This is a genomic window from Mycoplasmopsis agalactiae PG2 (genome assembly GCF_000063605.1).
GTDB classification, from domain to species: Bacteria; Bacillota_I; Bacilli_A; order Mycoplasmatales; family Metamycoplasmataceae; genus Mycoplasmopsis; species Mycoplasmopsis agalactiae.
Genome location: NC_009497.1, coordinates 626723 through 650475, shown reverse-complemented (window position 1 = coordinate 650475; position 23753 = coordinate 626723). Strand labels below are relative to the sequence as shown.

Below are 23753 nucleotides of genomic sequence, written 5' to 3'. Positions count from 1 at the left end.
TTATGAGTGAAAAATTATTGTTTCCTAAGATCAGATTCAAGGAATTTACTAACACTTGAGAACAGGAAAAGTTTGCCAATATTTACCAATTTGCATCTGAGGGAGGGACTCCCTCTACATCTATAAAAAAGTATTATGAGAACGGGACGATACCATTTATAAAGGTTGAAGACACAGTTAATAAATATATTGAAAATGGTAAATATTTTATAACTGAAAATGGATTAATCAACTCTTCTGCATGACTGGTACCAGAAAACAGCATAATTTTTACAAATGGGGCAACAATTGGCAATGTGGCTATAAATAAGATAAAAACGGCAACTAAGCAAGGAATTTTGGGAATAATACCAAAACAAAAATATGATGTGGAATTTATTTATTATCTATTGTCTTCTAAAAACTTTCAAAATGAAGTAAATAGAAAGATAACAATAGGAACCTTTGCCATGATCACTCTTTCTAATCTAGATAAAATAAAAGTCAATTTACCAAATTATGACATTGAAAGAGCCAAAATATCATCCCTATTTTCTCACCTAGACTCCCTAATCACCCTTCATCAGCGTAAGCTTTCTAGCTTAAAAAATCTTAAAAATAGACTGCTTGATAAGATGTTTTGTTATGAAAAATCTCAATTTCCAAGCATAAGATTTAAAGAATTTACTAACGCTTGAGAACAGTGGAAAGCAAGGGATATTTTATTGCCTTATAGGCAAAAAAATGACAAAAATTTAGCTTTAATTGGCTATTCAGTGTCTAATAAAGAAGGATTTGTGGATCAAAAAGAATTTTTCGATGATGGCGGCAAGGCCGTTTATGCAGACAAGAAAAATTCATTAATTATTTCTTTTGACATGTTTGCCTATAATCCTTCAAGAATCAATGTGGGGTCTATTGCATTGTTTAAAAACACTATAAATGGCTTAGTTAGCCCAATTTATGAAGTTTTTAAGGTTTCTGCTAATAGTAATCCTGATTTGATTTATTTATGATTTAAAAGCGAATGTTTCAATGAAATTGTTGCCAACAATTCTAATAAGTCTGTTAGAGATACTCTTAATTTGAAGCAATTTGAAGATAATTTGTTGAATCTGCCTGTTTTACAGGAACAAAACAAAATTGCTAATCTATTTTCTCATCTAGACTCCCTAATCACCCTTCATCAGCGTAAGCTTAACAGTCTTAAAAATATCAAAAACACATTACTAGAGAAAATGTTTGTATAGAAGAAATTATGTAATCTAATATAGGCAATTAATACACATTGCTAGGAAAATGGTTTTGTATTCAATAGAAAATAAATGTTTATTATGTATTTTTGCCTCTAGAAAAAAGCATCAGCAAACCGCTGGTGTTTTTTGCTCCAGTGCAATATTAAATTTTTGCTTAGAACATCACAAATATCATGAGAATAAAAATTCCTTTATAAAATTTAAATTTAAACATAAAAAAATGGGTTAAATCTAATTGCAATAAAAATTTATTTTTCGCTTGTCAGTGCAAAATATTCAAGAGTAAAAACACAAGAAAAAGTTAGGAAAATAGCCGTTTTTTTCCCTAAAAAGTTCACTTTACTAAATGATTCATAAATCGCCTGTTTACTATAATGAAAAGGAAAGAAGTATGCAATTCTTAACTTATGACTTTGATACTAAATACAGCAGTATGTTAAAAAATAAATGTAAAATTAAACCAACATATAAGTTTTATATAGAAAAGTTAAATCTTTTACTTATTCTAAAAAATAGTTCAAAAATTGAATACAAAATTTCTTATTGTTAATTTATACTAATTAGCCTGTTTCATAGTATTAAACAGCAAAAAATGTAATAATATTTATTCAGCGAAATATAATCAAATAATTTAAAAATGCTTAAAAATCAAAATGTTTTAGTAACAGTACAAATCAATATTATAAGCTCACTAAATTTTGCTTAGTTTATAATGCAAAAAAGTGCTATTTTTGGTAAAATTAATATTATATTTATAATATTACGCCTTTTTTAATATAAAGGAGAGAATTACTTATGGCTAAAATAAATGATGATGAAAAAGAAAAATTAATCAATGATAGTGACAAATTAAATGAAGAAACTTATGATGAAGAAAATGATTCTTCAGATGAACTTTTTATAGCCTTCAAAAAGCCAAAAGACAACAAAAATAATGATGAAGATGAAGAAGATATTCCACAAAATAAGCCAGAATATAAAGTTGAGCCAAAATTAGTTGAAACTGAGCAAGACGGAATAATTCCAATGCAAATCTCAAAAGAGATGAAAGTCTCGTTTTTAGATTATGCAATGAGCGTTATTGTTTCTCGTGCTTTGCCTGATGCTAGAGATGGATTAAAACCTGTTCATAGAAGAATACTTTATGATATGAGTGAATTAGGCATCACAAGTGGTACACAACATCGTAAGAGCGCTAGAATTGTCGGAGACGTTTTGGGTAAATATCACCCACATGGTGATTCATCTGTTTATGAAGCTATGGTGCGTATGGCTCAGGATTTTTCTATGAGATATCCTTTAATTGATAGCCATGGTAACTTTGGTTCGATTGATGGCGATCAAGCTGCTGCCATGCGTTATACAGAAGCTAGAATGTCTAAAGTTGCTGCTTTAATGTTAGAAGGCATTAAAAAAGACACTGTTGATTTTGTCGATAATTATGATGCAACTGAAAAGGAGCCATCAGTTCTTCCTTCGCGTTTTCCAAATTTATTAGTTTCTGGTGGCTCAGGAATCGCTGTTGGTATGGCTACAAGCATTCCTCCACATAATTTAGCTGAAACTATTGATGCAACAATAGCTTTAGCTAAAAATCCAGAAATTAGCATAAGTGAAATTATGGAGTTTCTTCCTGGGCCAGACTTTCCAACTGGCGCTATGATCATGGGCACAAAAGGAATTAAAGAGGCCTATGAAACTGGTAAAGGCTCTATTTCAGTAAGATCAATTGCTAAAATTGAACACTTGCAAAATGGTAAAAGCAGAATTATTGTTTCGGAAATACCATATGAAATAAAGAAAACTTTAATTATTGAGAAAATTGCTCAATTAATGAAAGACAAAACCATTGAAGGTATAGCTGATTTACGTGATGAATCAAACAGAAATGGTATCAGAATAATCATTGATATTAAAAAGGGTGAAGTTCCAGAAATCATATTAAATAAGCTTTATAGGCAAACTCCGCTTCAGTCAAATTACAATGTTAATTTCGTAGCATTAGTTGATGGCGAGCCTAAATTATTAAACATTAAGTATGCCTTAGAAGTTTATTTAAAGCACCAAGAAAATGTTGTTACTAGAAGGTTAAGATTTGATTTAAATAAAGCTAAAGATAGAATGCATATCTTAGAAGGGCTAAAAATTGCTGTTGAAAATATAGATGAAGTAATTAAAATAATTAAATCATCTAAAACTGATCAAGATGCACAAAGTAATCTATCAACAAGGTTTGATTTAAGTGAAAAACAAACAAAAGCTATTGTTGACATGCGTTTAGGTAGACTAACTGGTCTAGCTGTTGATAGCATGATTGAAGAAATGCAAAATTTAGCTGCTGAAATTGAAAGAATTACCAACATTTTAGCTAACAGAGACTTATTAATTGAGCTAATCATTGATGAATTAACTGAAATCAAAAACAAATATGCTGATGAGCGTAGAACAGTAATTGATAAAAATATTAGTGCATCAATTAATGATGAAGATTTAATCAGCAAAAGAGATATTGTTATAACAACTAGCACAAAGGGCTATGTAAAGAGAATTGATTTAGAAGAGTACAAGACTCAAAGACGTGGTGGCGTTGGTATAACAACAATGAAAACATATAATGATGATGATATTTCATCAATTATCACAACAACAACCCATACAGACTTACTCATCTTCACAAACCATGGGCGAGTTTATAGAATTCGTGCTCATGAAATTCCTGAATTAAATAGACAATCAAAAGGAACTTCATTTATTAACATAATTCCTAGACTTAAAGTTGATGAAGGCGAAAAAGTCATCTCAATGCTTGCTGTTGATGAATACAGCGATGACAAGTACTTATTCACTGCAACAAAATTAGGAATAATTAAAAAAACTAGTCTTTCAGAGTTTCAAATTATCAATATAAACGGTAAGCGTGCATTCAACCTCAAAGAGGAAGATGAGCTTATTCGTGCTTCGATTATTGATGATGATGAACTAATTTTATTAGCCAATAGCAAACAAAGAATTGTTAAGTTTCACTCAAATGAATTCAGAGCTTTAAGCAGAATTGCTACAGGTGTAAAAGGAATTACTTTAGCCGAAGACGAGACATGTATTTCAGCATCATCAAGTTCTGAAGGTGAATTGATTTTAACAATTGGCAAAAATGGTTTTGGTAAAATTACCCACCATAGTCTTTTTAGATTAGTACACAGAGGCGGAAAAGGTGTTATTGGCATAAACAGTGATAAGGCCGGTAATTTGGTTTTTGCTCGTTTTGTTAATCCGCATGATGAGATTCTAATGATCACAACAAGCGGTCTTACAATAAGAATACCTATCAAGGATATAAATGAAACCGGTAGAGCAACAAAAGGTGTTAAGTTAATTAACTTAAAGAAGAAAGAGCAAATTCAGGCAGTTGAGATTGTTAAGTTAGAGAGTGATTCAACTTTAGATGAAACTATTGAGGATGAAAAATTCATTGATGATATAAAAAATCAAACTAAAGAAATTCTCTTAGATAAAGGCGACATCAATGAAGAGACTATAGAAATTGATATTGATTAATTTTTAAGGATATGCTTAATGATCAGTGATTTAAATAATAAAATCCTAATGTCTATTACAGGAAACTCATTAATTTTAAAGTCAACAACAAAAGAACAAATAAGTGAACAAACATGTTCTTTAGTTTTTGAACACATTTGTTCAATACTTGATAATAACAGTGAGCAAAAGATTTTATTGTCTTTTCAAGGAGACCTTAAGCACTATAAAATAGTCAAATACATCAAAAATATACCTGTTAAAAACTTCAAAGTTTATTCATACGACTCTCATATTGGCACAGACTTTTCTACTGATGAAATAGCATGCCACAAGCACAAAATTGATTACGTAGTAAAATTTATAATTTCGAAAACTTCAAAATTTATATCTATTGTCATATATGACTATAAAACAAGGTTTTACGTAAAAAAAGATATCTTAGAAAAAGTGCACGATAGTTTTTGTAGTAACAAAAAATTAGAATCAGTTGATAATGACCTTAATTATGAAGCTGAGCTGTTAAATGTTGACCATTTAATATCAGCACAAGCTTCAAAAGAAGAGATTCTTAAAGCATTTTTTAATGTAAGACCTCGTTATAAGTCAAGAAGCTTAGTTTTAGTAAACAATGATTATTCACTATTGTTATGTTCGCAATTATTTAGTAATTACGATACCAGTTTTAAGGTTAAAAAAAGTAAAATAAGCAATAACAAAAGCAGAAAATTTTTTGATACATTTAAAAACCTATTGCCAAAATTAAAAAACTATCAAAGCATAATTTATATTGATAATTATTCTAATTTAGCAACTGATTTTTTAATTGATTATAAGCTTAAAAATCTTTCGCTTGATCAAGTAGTTTTGCTTTACTTAGATTTTTTAGTGGAAGAGTTAAAAAGATCTAATCAAGTAAACATTAAAAAATTATTTGTTGTTATTCCGCCAAATGCAAGTAGCCAAATAATTGAATTAATCAAGCAATATAAAATGAGATATTTTTACTACAATTCAGATACTATTGAAGAATTATTAAATGACGAAAACTGCTTATTTACATACTCATTTGAAAAAATCAATGCTAATCCAAGATACTCAAAAATTCATAATAACTACTACTTTTTAATATGTTTAGTTTGAATGCTTAACATTTACAGAAATAGAAACAATTTGCTGTCATTCAAATACAACTCACTCAAGGAAAATTTTGGCAGTATACATGTTATTAAGAAATATAAAAAAATTGAATTTGCCAATTTAAATAATTTAGTTTCAATTATTGAAAATAAATATTTAGAAAGCAAACTATTTAACAAAATAGTCATATTTAAGTCTTGATGCGAGAATAATTATGCAATTTTAAAGCTTTATTCTGATAACAGCAAAAATTCTGTATCAATTTACTATGATTCTGAAAAGGAAAATATAGTTTTTGAATATCATATTTTTAGTGAAGATTTAAAGCAGAATGTTTCCTGAAAATTTCAGTACTTCAAAATGGCTTTATGAATAAACAAAGTAATTAAGTCATTAAAGTCTTAATTTTAAAAAAGATTAGTTCAAAAAACCATTTGACAAAAAAGCCTATAAAACAGTGTTATTAGTGTTTTGTGGTTTACGCAATTTTGCCTTATAAAATTGCTTATATTTTTACAAATTTATAATAAAATTTATTTTGCATAATTAACAGCAGATAATTATTTATTCACTATATGATATTTTCTATTGATTTGAAAGTAAGTTAGCTGTAAACCGAAATCATTAAAAAATCATCAAGAATAGAGAAATTGTCTCCTTTTGATGTTTTTATGCAGAAAGAGGAAAAATGAGATATTTAGGACCAGTTTTCAAAAAAGCTCGTCGTTACGGGATTTCAATTTTAGAAAACGAAAAAGAATTTTCAAAAGGTAAAAAACGTACCTATGCACCTGGTCAACATGGTAATAAACGTGTTAAACTTTCTGACTATGGATTGCACCTATATGAAAAACAAAAAGTAAGATTTATTTATGGTATTAGCGAAAAACAATTACAAAAAATTTACGCTCGTGCTATCAAAATGAAAGGTGTTGCTGGTACAAACTTACTACAACTTTTAGAAAGTCGTTTTGATAATGTTGTTTATAGAGCAGGATTTGCAACAACAAGAAGACAAGCTCGTCAATTAGTAGCACATGGACACTTCCAACTTAATGGAAAAAACGCTGACATTCCTTCTATGCACATATCTGTAGGTGATGTTATTACACTTAAAGCCAAGACACAAAACAATAATCAAGTTAAAGCTGCTTTAGAATCAAAACCTGCTGCTGCTTGATTAACAGTTAAAAACTTTGAAGCTAAAGTTGACAGACTTCCTAACAGAAGTGAATTAAATCCAAATGTTAAAGAAAACTTTGTTATCGAACACTATTCAAAATAGTTAAGATTAGGAGATTATATTATGAAAAAAGATATACATCCACAATACAACACTGTTGAAGCAACATGCTCAACATGTTCAAAAAAATTTACATTTGGAACAACTAAAAAGTCAATTTCAATCGATGTTTGTTCAGGATGTCACGTTGTTTATACTGGTGACAGAGCAAAAACAAAAGCAACAGGTATGATTGACAAATTCAACCAAAGACTTGCTAAAAAGAGCGCAAAATAGTAAACTCTTAACAAAGAACCGCCAAGGTTCTTTTTTTAGCACTCTAATTATTAAAGTGAACATCTTTTAAGATGCAAGTGACAAATAATCCTATAAAACAGCATTTTACGTTAAGCAACTTTTTTAGCACTTTAGCTATTCATATGCTAAAAAAGTTTATAATTATAATATGCTTAAAAAAGATGATTTTGGTTTAACTGCAGACTTAAAAACAGTTTTGAAATACACTGTTGAAATGTTTATTGAAGACGGTGTGCCTGTTAGTTCACAAGCATTATTAGAAAATTTTAAGTTAAATTTTTCTAGTGCTAAAGTTAGATACTTAATGAATGATTTGGAAAAGTATGGATTTTTAGAAAAAACGCATACATCAAGTGGGAGAGTCCCTTCAGCTAAAGGATATGAGTACTATGCAATGTATTTAGTAAATTTTGACACAAATGCCTTTAAAGAAAGAATAAAAGACATTTTTGCACGAAGAAGAGTGTCAATAGAAAATACAGTTGAAGAAGCAGCAAAAATAATAACTGAATCTATTGGGGTAACCTTAGTTACTACTGAAAATAATGAAAATGCAACACTTAAAAACTTGCAATTAGTTCCCTTGTCTGATAGAGAGGGAATAGTATTAATAACTGATTCGTATAACAAAACAACTACTAATAACATAAACATCAATAAAGAAATGTACTCGATGAATGACTTAGCAATTGCGACTAAAGTATTTAATCAAAGACTTGTAAATTCATCATTAATTAATTTAGCTTCATCTGCTAAAGCATTATGACCTATACTATCTGAATCGATAAAAAATTATGAAACATTATTAGAAGAGTACATAAATCAAGTTTTCCATTTTGCATTTGTTAATAAAAATAATATTTATGGCAGAAACAATATTATTTTAGCTGATGAAATTTCAAGACAAGATTTACTAAAAATATTGCACAAGATTGAAAATGAATCTATTTGAGAAATAATTGATTCTGAAATATCAGACCAAAATAGAAATATAAAAATAGCTATATGCAGTGACCACAGCACATTTATAGCCAAAAAGTTACAAAATAACAAAATTAAAGAAATTTCATTAGTTGGTACCAACAGAATGAATTATGCTAAAGGTATTTCCGCTTTAGAAATATTAGAAGAGTTAATAAATGAATATGATGAATAAAGGAGAAAATGTGAATAAAGCTAGTGAATTTAAAAAAACTTTTGATAAAGGTGACATTTTAATAGTAGATATTGATGCATATTCTCCTAAAAAAGAGCTCATAGAGCCTTTTTGCACAAAGGATCATGAATTAGTTTTAGGAAAAAATAATTTTTTACAAAACTTTGATAATAAGTTTTTACACAATGAAATTGAGCCAAGTTACAAATTTCAATTAAAAATTCCTAAAAATCATCCTAATGAAAAATATAGAAATCAAAAACTCTTTTTTGAAGTTACTTTAAAAAACTATGAGGAGTTAACAAAACAAAAAGCATTAGATACAAGTGAGGGCGAAAACAAAAGCCAAGAAGAAATAAATGATGATCCATTAGCAAAAGCACAAGAAAGAATTCTTTCGCTTTTTGTAGAGAACGAAAAGCTTATTAAACAAAATGAGTTACTAAAAATTTTATTAGAAAAAGAAAAAGAAGGCCCAAAAGCGGTTGTTATCCCTAATGAATTAAAAAAAGAAGTTGAGCAATATGCATTGCAAAAGTTTTTTGAAGAATTTGTTAATTATTATAGTTTATACAAAGTAACTAGTTTAAGCTCAGAAATGCAGGCTGAATTACTTGATGATCCAAAATTAAAAGCTTTTTCTAAGGGCTATAGAATGATTACTTGACAATTTGATGAAATGTTTAAAAAATATAATTTTGTTGAACTTAAACCAATTGAAGGAGAGATTTTTGATCCTAAATATCAAAAAGTTAATGAACAAGTTATTGACGATGAATTTCCTTCAAATACTATAATTAACGTTCATTCGTCAGCATACAAGTTGCATGACAGAATTTTACATGTTGCTTTAGTTGACACAAGCGTTAGATCAGATGATCCACAGGCAAAAGTGTTAATTGAAAAATTAGGAGATAATGCGTATCATAAAACTCCTGGAAGGTTACACACTTTAAGAGAAAAAGTAGCGGAAACAATTGCTAAAAATAATAGTAAGTAAAATGAGAAATTATGCTCTCATTTTTATTTTGCTTAATTGGCAAAAGAATTTGTTTGATTAATTCTTAACTTTAGGAGTCATTATTAATCTAACTGCTATGTGCAAAAACAATATGTTAACTAATACACCTGTTTTATAGTATCATTGGTTAATATGCTCAAAATTATGATAATAATTTGCTCTGAATTTAATATAATTATATCATGTTCAAAAAATCAGTAAACGATGCATGAGCATCAGTTAAACGTGGCAATATGCTACTATTAGCAATTGGTGTTTTAATTGGTGCTTCATTCAATGCAGTTATTAGCTCATTAGCAAACGATGTGATAATGGCTGCGATAGCTTCTTTATTCAATGTACAAGCAGTTTCTGAACTAAAAGCTGGCCCTGTTTTAATTGGGAAGTTCTTAGCAGCATTAATTTCATTTATCATTGTTGCTCTTATTATTTTCCTTTTCTTAATCCTTTATTTCTTGATTAAGAATGCAGTTGAAGCAAGAAAGGCTAAGAAGAATCCACCTGTTGTGGTTGTTGCTGCTCCAACAACAGATGAATTAATACTCCAAGAACTTAAGAAACTTAATGAAAACATTGAAGAATTAAGAAGAAGTCAATTAAAGTAGAAAAATATTTGGAAAAAAGTTGGGATTTTCCCAATTTTTTTCTTTTTTGTGCTCTGAACACAAATTGTCTAATTAAATAAATGAAAGGAGGAAAATGGAACAAAATAAATTTGTTAAGCTTGATGAAAATCAAGAAAAGCATATTCGCGGTGGTTTTTCTATAACTGCTGCTCTAGCCGGAGTTTCTGCAATTGTGACAATAGCTACTAAAATTGTGTCATTAGTAAAACTTTCTAAAGCTAAAAAAGGAGAAGTGACAAGCACAGGAAGTTCAAAATGAGACACAAATGAAACAAAAGCAAGCATAGCAAGTTCTAAAAATGTACAGCCCGTATATCATCCAGTTTATGTAAGTTATTAGTATTACAATGTTCATCAATAACTCAAGAAGCATAAAAGCATAAAAATAACATAAAAAATGCTCTCATAACTAGATTTTTGTATTAAAATAAAAGAGTTACTTTTGTAACCATTCTGAACAGGTTTAAATATTATTTTTTTAAAATAATTACCTTAAAGATGAGCCACAAACAGGAGGTTATGCTAAATGATAGCAATAATCGAGACAGGTGGTAAACAAATTCTAGTTAAAGAAGGCGAAACAATTTTTATTGAAAAAATTGAAGGAGCAGAAGGATCAAAAGTTACTTTTGATAAAGTGTTACTTCTTGACAATAAAATTGGTAAACCTTATGTAGAAAGTGCAAAAGTTATTGGAGAGATCCAAAAACAAGGTAAAGCTAAAAAAATAGTTGTATATCGTCACAATGCAAAGTCAACACACAAACGTAAATTAGGACATCGTCAACCTTATACACGTGTTAAAATAACAGGAATTGTAGGTTAGTTAGCTATGGCACACACGAAAGCCGGTGGTTCTACTAGAAACGGTCGTGATAGTCGCGGCCAAAGATTAGGTATTAAATTAGGCGATGGACAATTCTGTACAGCTGGGTCAATTATTTTCCGCCAAAGAGGAACAAAAATTTTCCCAGGTGTAAATGCAGGGCGTGGTAATGACGACACTATTTATGCACTTATTACAGGCTACGTAAAATTTGAACGTAGAAGAAACAGAGTTTATGCTTCAGTTTACCCAACAAGAGTTCAAAACAGCACAAGTGCTGAATAATTAATTAAATTGAGCGCATAAAAAGCAGGTATTTTGCCTGCTTTTCTTGTTTTTTTATGCTGATTCTAACAGCTTAACCTCATCTTCACTAAGTTTTCTAACCTGACCTAATTTTAAATTATTATCAAGCTTCAATTTTCCGAATTCTACACGTTTTAGGTATAAAACGGAAAAACCAAGGGAGCCAAACATTCGCTTGATTTGGTGAAATTTTCCTTCATAAATTGTTAAAAAACAGCCTTTATCATCAATAAGTTCCAAAATATATTTTGAAACAATAAAATCATCATTAATTTTTATTGGACTATGATTGAGTAAAATTTCACTATCAATTTTTTTATCAACTTTTACATAATATTTTTTAGGTACATGATTTTTAGGACTTAGCAATCTATGGCACATTTGGCCATCATTGCTTAATATCAAAAGTCCTTCTGTATCTTTATCTAATCTGCCAAAAGAGAAAAATTTTTCTGCAGGCAAGCCAACAATGTCAAAAATAGTTGCCTCTTCAGAATCGCTATTAGCACAAATAAAATTTGCTGGTTTATTGAACATATAGTATTGAAATTTTTCATATTTTAAGATGCTGTTATCTAGCTCAACAACATCTTTTTCAGAATCAATTTTAATTAATTTAGTTAATATAACTCTATTAACTTTGATTGCTTTTTTCTTTAACTTATTTTTAACTTCATTTCTGCTTAAGTTAGTTAAGTCTGCAATATATTTTTCAATTCTAATTTGTGCCATATTTTTTAATTATCTAATAATTTTGCTTGTTTTAGTTAAATAAAACAAAAATACTTAACATATTTTAATTAATCAGATTATTTACAAGGCATTTAAATTTATAAATTTATAATTTAATAACAAACTTTTAAAAACTAAAATAAGTATAAAGGAATAAGATGTCAAAATATGATCAGTTAAAGGCTAAATTAATAGAGTATATGTCTATTGAAGCTATGTCGAGATACGAAGAGCCAGTTGTTGAAAAGTTAAAAGCCAACATAAAAAGTCAAAATTTTGACTTTTCACGTGATGGATTCGGCTCATTAATAATTACTAAAAAATCAAAAGTTGCTAATGCACCTAAAGTTATGATAGCAGCACATATGGATGAAGTTGGCTTTTTAGTTAGAAACATTGAAGATAATGGTAATTTATTAGTTTCATCTGTTGGCGGAATCTGACCAACAGCAGTTATTGGCACAAAAGCTAAAGTTGTCACAAATAGAGATAATAAAGAAGCAGTTGGTGTTTTTGGACACACATCAATTCACATTTTAGAAGCTGATAAAAAAACTAAGGCACCATTAGAAAAAGAATTGTATGTTGATTGTGGATTTTTGAGTAAACAAGAAGCAATTGACTTTGGTATTGAAGTTGGTGACAGAATTTATATGTCTGGCGAAACCATTGAATTAAAAAATGACCTTCTTGGTGGCAAAGCGATGGATAACAGAGCAGGAGTTACTGTTTTAGATATGCTTGCCAACAGAATTAAAGATATTGATTTAGCTAGCGATCTATACTTAGTTGGTTCAGTACAAGAAGAAGTAGGATGCAGAGGGGCTAAAACTAGTGTTTCGCTCATTAATCCTGACGTAGCTTTTGCAATTGATACAGGAGCTTCGCATGATACAACAGGATGCATCAAAGGTGTGCCATCATTGGGTAAAGGTGTAGCATTATTAATTCAAGATGCTGCTGTTATGACTGATCCAAAATTAGTTAATATGCTAACAGAAATTGCTAAAGAAAACAATATTCCAGTTTATAAATACATAGCTGAAGGTGGCGGAACTGATGGTGCCGTTTTACAATATGGTATTGGTGGTGTTCCTACTATAACTTTAAGCATTCCACAAAGATATTTACATTCGCCTATTGGCGTATGTTCTTTAGTTGATATTCAAGCAACTTTAGACTTAATTACCGAATTTGTAAAAGCTTTTGATAGCAAGAAAAGCTTAGAGCTTAAAGCAAACTAATATCCCTGTTTTATAGAGCTAAAAGGGCAAATTAAAAGCGAGAAGTTCTCGCTTTTTTATTGCTATTCTGGGAGAATTTTAATAGGAACAATTATATTTTTGCTCTTATCACTATGTAAGTGCAAAAAGACACCATTAAACTGACTTGGATTATTTGAAGTAGTAAAAAGAACTTTTTCTTCAAAACGCATATGACGATAAACTTCTTCAAAATTAGCACCAATAGCTGAATTATATGGTCCAGTCATACCTGCATCAGTAATAAAACAAGTACCATTAGGCAATATATGAGCATCATTTGTTTGCACATGCGTATGTGTGCCACAAACAGCATCTACTAAGCCATCTAAATATAAACCTAATACATATTTTTCGCTTGTTGTTTCTGCATGAAAGTCAATAAAGTGAAAGTCTGCTCTTTGCTGATATTGTCTAATTGAATCGATTGTATCGAAGAAGCTATTGGCTATTTCTTGTGTTCAAGGTTTAAGAAGCTTATTAAAAGTTATACCCATTAATGAAGTAACACGTAAAGTTATGCCATTTTTGAGTGTATATAATTGTGTCCCTTTCCCTGGATAACCTGCATCAATATTGGCTGGCCTTACTAAATCAGGGTTATTGATGATGTTCAATATATCACTCTTAGCTCATACATGATTGCCTAAAGTTATAATATCTACCCCGGCTTTTTTAAGTCTTAAATAATCTTTTTGTTCTAGCCCTTTTCTACCAGAAACATTTTCTCCTTGGGCTATAACAATATCTGCATCATAATCCGACTTTAACTTTGATAAATGTTTTTCAACCATTTCAATGCCTGGTGTGCCAAAAATATCACCAATAAATAAGATCTTAAGCTCTTTATTTTCCATTAAACGCTTCTCCAATAGCAAATTAGCAAAATACACTTACATTATTTTAACACTTAGTAAGACTATGCCTTTGTTTATTGTTTATTTATAGCACTAATTTTTCTATTTCTTGTTTAAATTCTAAGTTGTTTTCTAAAAATTCTTTAAGAGCTCTTTTGCCTTGAGTGATGTTCTTGCCTTGATATGCATATCAAGCACCCTTTTTGTCAAATATGCCTTTTTCACAGGCTAATTCTATTAATTCACCTGTAGCATCAATACCTTTAGAGAATAAAATTTCGGTAGTAAAACTCTTATATGGAGCACTTAATTTATTTTTAACCACTTTAATTTTTATTTCATTACCTGTGATATCTTTTCCTTCAGTAATAGAAGTAGTTTTTCTTACTTCGAGTCTTATTGAAGCATAAAACTTAAGCGCTCTACCTCCCGTTGTTGTTTCGGGATTGCCAAACATAACACCAATTTTTTCTCTTATTTGGTTAACAAAAATAACCGTTGTTTTATTTTTATGCAAGTTGCCTGTAATTTTTCTTAAAGCTTTTGACATTAATCTAGCTTGCACACCAACTTGCATATCTCTCATTTCGCCTTCTAATTCAGCAATAGGCACAAGTGCAGCTACACTATCAACTACAATTAAATCAACAGCGCCTGATTTAGCTAAAATATCAACTATTTCCATAGCCTGCTCGCCACTATCAGGTTGACTTAAAATAAGTGTGTTTAAATCAATACCCAAATTTCGTGCATAAAGCGGATCAATTGCATGCTCAGCATCAATAAAAGCTGCTATGCCACCTTGCTTTTGCACTTCTGCAATTGCATGAAGGCAAAGAGTGGTTTTACCACTACTTTCAGGGCCATAAATTTCGACTATTCTGCCTTTAGGATAGCCTCCAATGCCAAGTGCACTATTTAATAAATAACTACCAGATGAAAAGGTTTCTACTTGCTCATCAATTGAATCTTGATTAAACATCATAATAGCTTCTTGCCCAAATTTTCTTGTGATTTCATTTAATGTTCTTTTTATTAAATCCATTTGTTTATTGTTTTCGTTATTTTCATTTTTCATGTATTAATTTATTAATTCCTTTCATAATAACAATTTGCAAAATGGACTACTATAAGCAAACTAGGAAAAAAATGGGAAAAAGGGTACTTTTTTCCCGTTTTTGTTCACTTTTATATAGAGACTATCAAAGATTAGATATAAAAGTATGTACAAAAACAGAGGTATGCTATTAGAAACTATTATTAACCAAACAATTGATTACTATACTTATAATCATATAGCTTTTATTGAGAAAAAAGGCTTGCCAATTAAATTTAGCAACATAACTAACTCTGAAAATAAATTACTGCTTTCTAATGCTTTTGTTTATAAAAAATCAACCGTTGATTATATAGGGTGCTATAAAGGGAGATTTTTGGCATTTGAAAGCCAAGAGCACAAATGAATCATTTTTAGCAAGAAGTAATATAAAAGAGCATCAAAAAAAGTATCTTAAAGAGATACATAAAAATGGCGGACTGGCCTTTTTGATAGTGTTTTTCGGCTTATATGATGAGTTTTATTTACTCTCATATGAGAATTTTATGACAATTGAAAATAAAAACCAATATAGGTATAAATGAATAAAAAAAATAGGCAAAAGAATTCCGCTCACTTATCCTGGAATAATAGACTTTTTGCCCTATATTTATTCTTAATATTAATTTAAATAGCTATTAAAATTAGAAGTTAACTAGCTCTCTTAGATATTTAGAAGGAGTAAATTTAATAACACGTTTTTCAGGCACTGATAACTCACTCATTGTAAAAGGATTTATAGTATCACGACCCCTTCTAATTTTTGTTTCAAAAATACCTAAAGATGAAAGTTGTACTTTGCTTTCGGCAATTAATTCTTCCTTAAGTACGAATACAAAAGCGTCAAAAAATTGATCTGCCCTTTTTACTGAAACTTCCATTTTATTAGCGATTGCCTTGACAAATTCTTTTTTAGTCATTTGATTTTCCCTTCTGAATAATCACAGCAAGATATTTATTTATCCTATTTATATATTACTAAATTTATAGCCAAATTTTATATTTTCATACCTATTGCCCTATAAATAAAGGATAAAATAAAATTCCACTGGTTTATTTGTATTATAAACACATAGATATATCAAAGTATTTTTGAAACAAAAGCTTTATTTTTATTTTTTCTTACAATTTACATACATATATTATTAATAGTTAAGTATTTAATTTTATATTTATTTATGTATTTGTTTCTGCCTAATTGATTTTTTAAGTGTAAAATAGATAAATAATTAGTGTTTAGCAAACTTACAACTCTTTTTGGTGTATCAGAGATTTAAATAAGTTTGGGATGCTGTTAAAAACAGCTCATTTTAGTGAGTAAAACACGTGATTTTAGTGCATTTTTGGCCTATTTTAAATCTAAAATTTTAATTTCAAAAATTTATTAAATAAAAACTAACAAATAAATACTTTTTGACTATAATTGTAAATGCAACATTTACTAAGAAGCAAAAGGTTGTTAGTTAAGCCGTTTTGTTGTCTATGGATAACTAAGAAATTTTTGTGGAGTAAGGTTCATTTATGAACAAAGGAGGCAACATGAGTAAAGTTAATATCAAAGTGAAAAGTTTTGATCACTCATTAGCTGATTTTGGGGCTAAAAAAATAATTGAATTAGCAACCAAAAGCAATACTAAATTCAGTGGTCCAGTTCCACTTCCTACCAAAAGAGAAGTGGTTACTATCTTAAGATCAGTTCACATTAACAAAAAGTCACGTGAACAGTTTGAAAGTAGAACTTTCCAAAGATTGATTGTTTTCATTAACCCTAGTGAACAAACAATTGACAAACTTAAAAGACTTGAATTACCTTCAGGTGTTGAAATTCAAGTTTCACAAAAATAAATCCAACTTGCTTTAATGCAAGCTATGGTCATCAAAATTAGATTAGGAGATGAATATGAAAGGAATCTTAGGACGTAAGGTTGGAATGACTCAAATCTACACAGAACTTGGTCAAAGAATACCAGTTACTGTTGTTGAAGTTAAACCAAATGTTGTTTCAAAAGTTCTAACAGTAGAAAAAAATGGTTATTTTGCAACACAATTAGCTACTGTTGAGAAAAAAGCTAAGAGAGTAAACAGACCATTAGCTGGTCAATTTATTCAAGCTAAAACAACACCTAAGCAATACATTAAAGAAATTCGTGGCATGGAAGGCTATGAATTAGGTCAAGAAGTTAATGCAAGCATTTTTTCGGCTGGCGAACTAGTTGACATTACCGGTATTTCTAAAGGTAAAGGATTTGCCGGAACAATTAAAAGATGAAACCAACACATAGGACCTAAATCGCACGGTGGTGGTGGTGGTAGTCAACCTGTTAGACAAACTGGCTCTCTTGGTGATATATCAGGTAACCGTGTTGTTAAAGGTATGACAATGCCAGGTCACTTAGGTTCAGAAAAAACAACAGTACAAAACTTGGAAATTGTTAAAGTTGACACAGTGAACAACCTACTTTTAGTTAAAGGTTCAATTCCAGGTGCTAAAAAATCATTTGTGATTATTAAGCAAGCTGTTAAAGGTCTTCCAACTAAGGAGGCAATCAAGTTAGTTAACGTTAAAGAAGTTGTTAAGATGAATGAGCTTATTGAAAAAGCTAAGAAATTCAATATTGAAGTTACAGTTGGTATGACTTCGGCTGAATTAGAACCATTAATTCACAAAGCTGAAGAAGAACAAGCTGCTGAAGGAGATAAATAATGGCTGATTTAGAAAAAGAAATGAAAACAACAACCAAGAAATCTACTTCAACTGCTAAAAAACCAGCAGCTAAAAAAGCAACTACTGCTAAAGAAACTTCAAGTACAAAGAAAACTTCTACAACAACATCTACAACAGCTGCTAAAAAACCAGCAGCTAAAAAATCAACTACAAGTGCAAAAAGCACAACTAAAACTGTAGCGGCTGAAAAAACTAAGTCAACAAGTACTACAACTAAAAAAGCTACAAGTGCTAAAGCAGCTTCAGAAGCTAAAGAAACAGTTAAAAAGCCTGCTGTTAGTGCTGAAAAATTTGAAAAGAGTGCAAAATTAGAATTTGATACATCTAAACTTAATCCTAAGTTATTTGCATCAGACAAAATTTACTCACAAGCAATTTTTGACACCATTATTTCAGACAGAGCTTCAAGACGTCAAGGTACTCATGATGTAAAAAGCCGTGCTGAAGTACGTGGTGGTGGTAAAAAACCTTGAAGACAAAAAGGCACAGGTAGAGCACGTGCTGGTTCAACTAGATCACCAATATGAGTAGGTGGTGGTAGAGCATTTGGTCCAACACCAGTTAGAAACTACAAGCTTAAAGTTAACAAGAAAGTTCGTTTCAATGCTTTTGTTTCAGTCTTAACCTTATTAGCACAAAGCAAAGCTGTTGTTGTTGATGACTTCAAATTAGAATCAATTTCAACAAAAGCTGCTATTAACAAATTAAGCGAACTAGGCATTAAAGAACAAAAACACATTTTGATTGCTACAAATGACGAAGTTACCTATAAATCAGTTGCAAACTTACAAAATGTAATTTGTGTAAAACCAACATCTGTATCTGTTGAAAACTTAATTTGAGCTGATGTTTTAGTACTTTCAACTGAAGGCTACGAAAACTTTGAAGGGAGAATTAAATAATGGAAATAACTCGTGTTATCAAAAGTCCAGTTCTTACTGAAAAGTCAAACGAAGCTTTAGGTAAAAATGTGTACACATTTGAAGTTGATTGAGCAGCTAACAAGTTTCAAATTAAAAAAGCTGTTGAGTTCATCTTTAAAGTTAAGGTGTTATCAGTTAACACACTTAAAGTTGACAAGCAACCTAAAAATTTAGGTCGTTTCCACGGATTTACAAACAAATACAAAAAAGCTTTTGTTAAATTAGCTGACGGCTATTCAATTTCATTCTACCCACAAGAAGAAGAAAAACAAGATAAAGCTAAAGTTGAAAAAGAAAAAGCTGAAGCTATTAAAGCTGAAAAAGAAAAGAATGCAGAAAAAGAAGCTAAATTAGCAGAAAAAATTGCTGCTAAAAAAGCTAAAAAATCATCTGCAACCAAAGAAAAAGAAGAAAAATAAATTTACTGAGGATTAATTTTGCTTAAAAGATGAATTCCTCAACTATTTTTAAGCAAGGAGAAATATTAGAAATGGCAGTTAAACATTACAAGCCAGTTACAAATGGTCGCCGTAATATGTCATCTCTAGATTATTCAAAAAATCTAAGCGGTCACGCACCTGAAAAATCATTATTAGTGATTTTAAAAAAAAATTCAGGTCGTAATAACCAAGGTAAAATTACAGTTAGACACCAAGGTGGCCGTGTAAAGAGATACTATCGTATTATTGACTTTAAACGTAACAAAGACGATATTCCAGCAACTGTTAAATCAATCGAATATGACCCAAACAGATCGGCAAATATTTGTTTATTAGCATATGCTGATGGTGAAAAAAGATATATTTTAGCACCTGAAGGTATTAAAGTCGGTCAAAAAGTTGTTTCAGGAAACAATGTTGATATTTTAGTAGGTAACTCATTACCACTTTCAAATATTCCTGAAGGTACATTTGTACACAACGTTGAAATGCAACCTGGTGGTGGCGGAATTATCGCTAGAAGTGCAGGAACATCTGCACAAATCTTAGGTAAAGATGATGACGGTAAATATGTGGTATTACGTCTTAAATCAGGCGAAATGCGTAGAATTTTAGCACGTTGCCGTGCAACAATTGGTACAGTTGGCAACGGTGAACATTCATTAGTTCTTTTAGGTAAAGCTGGTAGAAGTAGACATTTAGGTGTTCGTCCAACAGTTCGTGGTTCTGTTATGAACCCAATCGATCACCCACATGGTGGTGGTGTAAGTAAGCAACCTATTGGACGTAAGGCTCCTTTAACTCCTTGAGGTAAAAAAGCTCTTGGTGTTAAAACAAGAAAAACTAAGAAATCTTCAACAAAATTGATTTTAAGAAGAAGAAAGGACTCTAAATAATGGCTCGTAGTCTTAAAAAAGGCCCTTTTGCTGATGAACACTTACTTAAAAAAGTAGATGCTATTTTAGAAGGAAAAATGCCAAAGAAGCCAATTAAAACTTGATCAAGAAGATCAACCATCTTCCCAAGTTTTATAGGTTTAACATTCCAAGTTCACAACGGCCACCAACATATTGATGTTTATGTAACTGATGATATGGTTGGTCACAAGTTAGGTGAATTTGTTCCAACTAGAACATACTCAGGTCATGGTGCTGAAAAAGGTAAGAAGAAATAATTATGAACAATCAAAGTGCTAAAGCAGTTGTTAAAATTCAAAGAATTTCACCAAGAAAAGCACGTTTAGTTGCTGACTTATTCAGAGGTAAAGACGTTAAAGTTGCTCTTGGTATTCTAAACAACACAAACAAAAAAGCATCACAATTATTTATTAAATTATTAAATTCAGCTATTGCTAACGCAACAAACAACCATGGTATGGATGCATCTAAATTATTTGTTAAAGAAGTATTAGTTAATGAAGGTCCAACACTTAAAAGATATCAACCACGTTCACAAGGTAGAGCTTATTCTATTTTCAAAAGAACATCTAATTTATCAATAACATTGGAAGAAAGGGTATAGTCATGGGACAAAAGGTTAATCCAAATGGCTTCCGTTATGGAATTACAAAGCCTATTAACTCTGTTTGATTTGCTGAAAAGCAAAACTATGGAGACTTATTAGTTCAAGATGCTAAAATTTACAAATTCTTCGATAAATTAGTTAGAAAATACCAAATTGGCAACACCTCAATTAAAAGAACTAAAGCACAAAAAGTTACCGTTGTATTACAAACTAGCCAACCAGCTAAATTACTTGGCGAAAATGGCGCAAATATTGAAAAAATTACCCAAGATTTGCACAAATATTTAAAAAATAAATCACTTGATATTAATTTACAAGTTTCATTATTGAAACAACCTGAATTAAATGCTAGACTAGCTGCTGAAGCTATAGCACAAAAATTAGAAAACCGTGAAAGTTTTCGTGTTGCCCAAAAGCTAGTTATTAATGATGCACTTAGAGCTGGTGCAAAAGGAATTAAAACCCAAGTTTCAGGACGTTTAAATGGTGTAGATATGGCTAGAGCAGAAGGCTACAGCAGTGGTGAAATGCGACTTCACACTTTAAGACAAGATGTTGACTTTGCTAAGGCAACAGCAAGAACCATTTATGGTGCTATTGGTGTGAAAGTATGAATTTCTAAAGGTGAACTTTTGGAAGGAGATAAATAATGCTTCAACCCAAAAGAACTAAATATCGTAAGCCTTTTTTAGTACGTCATGATAAAAGAAAAGCTCACAAAGGTAATACAGTAGAGTTTGGCGAATTTGGTCTACAAGCAGTTACTTCAGCTTGAGTAGATGCTCGTCAAATCGAAGCTGCACGTATTGCTATTACACGTAGAATGGGTCGTGAAGGTAATGTTATTATTAGAATTTTCCCTCACTTCTCAAAAACATCTAAACCTATCGGTGTACGTATGGGTTCAGGTAAAGGTTCTCCTGAAAAATGATATACAGCTGTTAAGGTAAACACTGTTATGTTCGAAGTTTCAGGTGTTTCTGAAGAAATTGCACGTGATGCACTTAGACTAGGTGGTCACAAATTACCAGTGTCATGAAAAATTATTACTAAAAGTGAAGGAGATAATCAATAATGCTTTACAAAGATATTAAAGTTAGTCACTTGATGAACTCCAATGATGAACTCCAAAAACTAGTGAAAGACTTTGAAGCTGAATTATGAACATTAAATTTCAAAAAGTCAGTTGGAAGCTTAGACCAAAGCCACAAAATTAGAGCAATTAGAAGAGACATTGCCAGAATAAAGACTGAGTTAAATGCAAGAGAAAAGGGAGCTAAATAATGGAAAGAAATACACGTAAAACATTACAAGGCAAAGTTACATCTGCTCGTGGTGATAAAACTATCATTGTTGAAGTTGAAAGCCACAGATCACATGCTTTGTATTCAAAACGTTATAGAGTAGCCAAAAAATTTGCTGTACATGATGAAAATAACATTGCTAAAGTTAACGATATCGTGACAATTATGGAAACAAGACCACTTTCAAAGACAAAACATTTCCGTTTAGTTGCAGTTAAACAAGCTGCTATGCAAGGAGAAAAATAATCTATGGTTTTAGAACTATCCAAATTAAATGTTGCTGATAACTCAGGAGCAAAAGAAGTTGGTGTTATTAGAGTTCTTGGTGGTTCACGTAAAAAAACAGCAAACATTGGTGACGTAATTATTTGCTCAGTTAAAAAAGCTATTCCTACAGGTATTGTTAAAGAAGGTCAAGTAGTTAAAGCTGTTATTGTTAGATCAGTTTACGGTATTCACCGTGAAAATGGTCAACACATTCGTTTCGATGACAATGCAGTTGTAATTATTAAAGATGACAAAACTCCTAGAGGAACTCGTGTATTCGGTCCTGTGGCACGTGAATTGCGTGATAAAGGTTACTTAAAAATTGTCTCACTTGCACCAGAAGTGCTATAAAAAAGGATTATTATGAAAATCAAATTTAAGAAAAATGATGAAGTAATAGTTATTGCTGGTTCACATAAGGGCAAAACTGGCCGTATTGTTAAGGTTGATATTAACAACAATACAGCTATAGTTAAAGACATTAACATAGTAACAAAACACGTAAAACCTGGTCAAGGCAATGATGGCTCAATTAAGAAAATGGAAGCTCCAATTCATGTTTCAAATCTTTCAATCTTAGTTAAAAAAGCAACTAAAACATCTCCAGCACAATTTTCTAAAATTGGATACAAATTTGACAAAGATAATAAAAAAGTACGTATCTTACGTAAAACTAAGAAGGAAATTTAGTTATGAACTTAAAGCAAAAATATTTAACTGATGTAGTTCCTGCTTTAATGAAGCAATATGGCTATAAATCAATTATGCAAGTTCCAAGATTAGAAAAAATAGTGCTAAATATGACGGCTGGTAAAGAAGTTACAAACTCAAAAGCAATTGAAGAAGTACTTAACGAATTAACTCAAATTTCAGGACAAAAACCTTTCCAAACTCGTGCTAAAAAATCAAATGCTTCATGAAAACTTCGTGAAGGAATGGCGATGGGTGGTAAAGTAACATTAAGAAGAGACAGAATGTGAGACTTTTTGGAAAAATTCATTAATGTTGCTATGCCTCGTATTCGTGACTTCCGTGGTGCTAATCCTAAAGCATTTGACGGTAGAGGAAATTACTCATTTGGAGTAAAGGAAGAAATCATCTTCCCAGAAATTGAATTTGACAAAATTAGAAGAATTAAAGGCCTTGATGTGCAAATTATTACATCAGTTAACAATGACAAAGAAGCTAGAAGTTTATTAGAATTAATCGGAATGCCTTTTAGTAAGGGAGAAAAATAGT

General features: G+C 30.5%; 31 protein-coding genes and 1 pseudogene. 28 read left to right on the top strand and 4 right to left on the bottom strand.

Features of this window, described 5'->3' with window-relative positions:
- Positions 1 to 2: 2 nt before the first annotated feature.
- The 12 genes from MAG_RS03885 to rpmA all read left to right on the top strand — a co-directional run bounded on the left by MAG_RS03885 (position 3) and on the right by rpmA (position 11363).
- Positions 3 to 1229, top strand: a complete 1227-nt coding sequence (locus MAG_RS03885) for a restriction endonuclease subunit S (RefSeq protein ID WP_011949722.1) — start codon at positions 3 to 5, stop codon at positions 1227 to 1229.
- A gap of 352 nt (positions 1230 to 1581) precedes the next feature.
- Complete coding sequence (locus MAG_RS02885) at positions 1582 to 1785, top strand: hypothetical protein (RefSeq protein WP_041308766.1); 204 nt, start codon at positions 1582 to 1584, stop codon at positions 1783 to 1785.
- A gap of 245 nt (positions 1786 to 2030) precedes the next feature.
- Positions 2031 to 4790 (top strand): DNA gyrase subunit A, encoded by a 2760-nt coding sequence (gene gyrA / locus MAG_RS02880; RefSeq protein WP_011949721.1) that lies wholly within the window; start codon positions 2031 to 2033, stop codon positions 4788 to 4790.
- Positions 4791 to 4838: 48 nt separating this feature from the next.
- Positions 4839 to 6314: an MAG5620 family putative phospho-sugar mutase gene (locus tag MAG_RS02875; protein ID WP_232955089.1), complete on the top strand. Its 1476-nt coding sequence runs from the start codon at positions 4839 to 4841 to the stop codon at positions 6312 to 6314.
- 283 nt (positions 6315 to 6597) lie between these two features.
- On the top strand, positions 6598 to 7194 hold the full coding sequence (gene rpsD / locus MAG_RS02870; protein WP_011949719.1) for a 30S ribosomal protein S4: 597 nt from the start codon (positions 6598 to 6600) through the stop codon (positions 7192 to 7194).
- 21 nt (positions 7195 to 7215) lie between these two features.
- Positions 7216 to 7428 carry a 50S ribosomal protein L31 gene (gene rpmE / locus MAG_RS02865; protein WP_011949718.1) on the top strand — a complete coding sequence of 71 codons (213 nt, stop codon included), beginning with the start codon at positions 7216 to 7218 and terminating at the stop codon, positions 7426 to 7428.
- A 169-nt stretch (positions 7429 to 7597) separates the two neighbouring features.
- A complete protein-coding gene (gene hrcA, locus MAG_RS02860; RefSeq protein WP_011949717.1) occupies positions 7598 to 8605 on the top strand; it encodes a heat-inducible transcriptional repressor HrcA in 1008 nt (335 codons plus the stop codon).
- Positions 8589 to 9605 (top strand): nucleotide exchange factor GrpE, encoded by a 1017-nt coding sequence (locus MAG_RS02855; RefSeq protein WP_011949716.1) that lies wholly within the window; start codon positions 8589 to 8591, stop codon positions 9603 to 9605. Before hrcA ends, MAG_RS02855 begins: the two co-directional genes overlap by 17 nt.
- A 203-nt stretch (positions 9606 to 9808) precedes the next feature.
- Positions 9809 to 10231, top strand: coding sequence for a large conductance mechanosensitive channel protein MscL (locus MAG_RS02850; protein WP_011949715.1), 423 nt, complete (start codon positions 9809 to 9811; stop codon positions 10229 to 10231).
- 94 nt (positions 10232 to 10325) lie between these two features.
- A complete protein-coding gene (locus MAG_RS02845; RefSeq protein WP_011949714.1) occupies positions 10326 to 10592 on the top strand; it encodes a hypothetical protein in 267 nt (88 codons plus the stop codon).
- A 186-nt stretch (positions 10593 to 10778) separates the two neighbouring features.
- Entirely contained in the window at positions 10779 to 11078 is a 300-nt protein-coding gene (gene rplU, locus MAG_RS02840; protein ID WP_011949713.1) for a 50S ribosomal protein L21, read from the top strand.
- Positions 11079 to 11084: 6 nt separating this feature from the next.
- Positions 11085 to 11363 (top strand): 50S ribosomal protein L27, encoded by a 279-nt coding sequence (rpmA, locus tag MAG_RS02835; RefSeq protein WP_004023968.1) that lies wholly within the window; start codon positions 11085 to 11087, stop codon positions 11361 to 11363.
- A gap of 54 nt (positions 11364 to 11417) precedes the next feature.
- On the opposite strand, the gene MAG_RS02830 is transcribed toward rpmA, so the two are convergent.
- On the bottom strand, positions 11418 to 12116 hold the full coding sequence (locus MAG_RS02830; protein ID WP_011949712.1) for a pseudouridine synthase: 699 nt from the start codon (positions 12114 to 12116) through the stop codon (positions 11418 to 11420).
- Between the two features lie 158 nt (positions 12117 to 12274).
- Here MAG_RS02830 and MAG_RS02825 point away from each other — a divergent pair, with 158 nt between their 5' ends.
- Positions 12275 to 13360, top strand: coding sequence for a M42 family metallopeptidase (locus tag MAG_RS02825; protein ID WP_011949711.1), 1086 nt, complete (start codon positions 12275 to 12277; stop codon positions 13358 to 13360).
- A 62-nt stretch (positions 13361 to 13422) separates the two neighbouring features.
- Here MAG_RS02825 and MAG_RS02820 read toward each other — a convergent pair whose 3' ends face one another.
- Complete coding sequence (locus tag MAG_RS02820) at positions 13423 to 14235, bottom strand: TIGR00282 family metallophosphoesterase (protein ID WP_011949710.1); 813 nt, start codon at positions 14233 to 14235, stop codon at positions 13423 to 13425.
- An 85-nt stretch (positions 14236 to 14320) separates the two neighbouring features.
- Positions 14321 to 15313, bottom strand: coding sequence for a recombinase RecA (gene recA / locus MAG_RS02815; protein WP_011949709.1), 993 nt, complete (start codon positions 15311 to 15313; stop codon positions 14321 to 14323).
- Positions 15314 to 15458: 145 nt separating this feature from the next.
- On the opposite strand from recA, the pseudogene recU reads away from it, so the two are divergent.
- A pseudogene (recU, locus tag MAG_RS04625) lies at positions 15459 to 15951 on the top strand (Holliday junction resolvase RecU).
- 24 nt (positions 15952 to 15975) lie between these two features.
- On the opposite strand, the gene MAG_RS02805 reads toward recU, so the two are convergent.
- Positions 15976 to 16251, bottom strand: coding sequence for an HU family DNA-binding protein (locus MAG_RS02805; RefSeq protein WP_013022172.1), 276 nt, complete (start codon positions 16249 to 16251; stop codon positions 15976 to 15978).
- A gap of 619 nt (positions 16252 to 16870) precedes the next feature.
- Between MAG_RS02805 and rpsJ the strand changes: the two genes are divergently transcribed.
- The 14 genes from rpsJ (at position 16871) to rplE (ending at position 23752) form a co-directional block, all read left to right on the top strand.
- Positions 16871 to 17176: a 30S ribosomal protein S10 gene (gene rpsJ, locus MAG_RS02800; RefSeq protein ID WP_041308762.1), complete on the top strand. Its 306-nt coding sequence runs from the start codon at positions 16871 to 16873 to the stop codon at positions 17174 to 17176.
- Positions 17177 to 17231: 55 nt separating this feature from the next.
- Positions 17232 to 18035, top strand: coding sequence for a 50S ribosomal protein L3 (rplC, locus tag MAG_RS02795; RefSeq protein ID WP_011949705.1), 804 nt, complete (start codon positions 17232 to 17234; stop codon positions 18033 to 18035).
- A gap of 20 nt (positions 18036 to 18055) precedes the next feature.
- Positions 18056 to 18958 (top strand): 50S ribosomal protein L4, encoded by a 903-nt coding sequence (gene rplD, locus MAG_RS02790; protein WP_011949704.1) that lies wholly within the window; start codon positions 18056 to 18058, stop codon positions 18956 to 18958.
- Positions 18958 to 19398: a 50S ribosomal protein L23 gene (gene rplW / locus MAG_RS02785; RefSeq protein ID WP_011949703.1), complete on the top strand. Its 441-nt coding sequence runs from the start codon at positions 18958 to 18960 to the stop codon at positions 19396 to 19398. Before rplD ends, rplW begins: the two co-directional genes overlap by 1 nt.
- A 71-nt stretch (positions 19399 to 19469) precedes the next feature.
- Entirely contained in the window at positions 19470 to 20315 is an 846-nt protein-coding gene (gene rplB / locus MAG_RS02780; protein ID WP_011949702.1) for a 50S ribosomal protein L2, read from the top strand.
- On the top strand, positions 20315 to 20593 hold the full coding sequence (gene rpsS, locus MAG_RS02775) for a 30S ribosomal protein S19 (protein ID WP_004023956.1): 279 nt from the start codon (positions 20315 to 20317) through the stop codon (positions 20591 to 20593). The genes rplB and rpsS overlap by 1 nt, the downstream gene beginning before the upstream one ends.
- A gap of 2 nt (positions 20594 to 20595) precedes the next feature.
- Complete coding sequence (rplV, locus tag MAG_RS02770) at positions 20596 to 20940, top strand: 50S ribosomal protein L22 (protein ID WP_004023955.1); 345 nt, start codon at positions 20596 to 20598, stop codon at positions 20938 to 20940.
- A gap of 2 nt (positions 20941 to 20942) precedes the next feature.
- Positions 20943 to 21593, top strand: a complete 651-nt coding sequence (rpsC, locus tag MAG_RS02765; protein ID WP_011949701.1) for a 30S ribosomal protein S3 — start codon at positions 20943 to 20945, stop codon at positions 21591 to 21593.
- On the top strand, positions 21593 to 22018 hold the full coding sequence (gene rplP / locus MAG_RS02760) for a 50S ribosomal protein L16 (RefSeq protein ID WP_011949700.1): 426 nt from the start codon (positions 21593 to 21595) through the stop codon (positions 22016 to 22018). The genes rpsC and rplP overlap by 1 nt, the downstream gene beginning before the upstream one ends.
- Positions 22018 to 22227, top strand: a complete 210-nt coding sequence (rpmC, locus tag MAG_RS02755; protein ID WP_011949699.1) for a 50S ribosomal protein L29 — start codon at positions 22018 to 22020, stop codon at positions 22225 to 22227. The genes rplP and rpmC overlap by 1 nt, the downstream gene beginning before the upstream one ends.
- Entirely contained in the window at positions 22227 to 22493 is a 267-nt protein-coding gene (rpsQ, locus tag MAG_RS02750) for a 30S ribosomal protein S17 (RefSeq protein WP_004023951.1), read from the top strand. The genes rpmC and rpsQ overlap by 1 nt, the downstream gene beginning before the upstream one ends.
- 3 nt (positions 22494 to 22496) lie before the next feature.
- A complete protein-coding gene (rplN, locus tag MAG_RS02745; RefSeq protein WP_004023950.1) occupies positions 22497 to 22865 on the top strand; it encodes a 50S ribosomal protein L14 in 369 nt (122 codons plus the stop codon).
- 12 nt (positions 22866 to 22877) lie between these two features.
- Positions 22878 to 23204, top strand: a complete 327-nt coding sequence (gene rplX, locus MAG_RS02740; RefSeq protein WP_011949698.1) for a 50S ribosomal protein L24 — start codon at positions 22878 to 22880, stop codon at positions 23202 to 23204.
- Positions 23205 to 23206: 2 nt separating this feature from the next.
- Positions 23207 to 23752, top strand: a complete 546-nt coding sequence (rplE, locus tag MAG_RS02735; RefSeq protein WP_011949697.1) for a 50S ribosomal protein L5 — start codon at positions 23207 to 23209, stop codon at positions 23750 to 23752.
- Position 23753 lies beyond the last annotated feature (1 nt).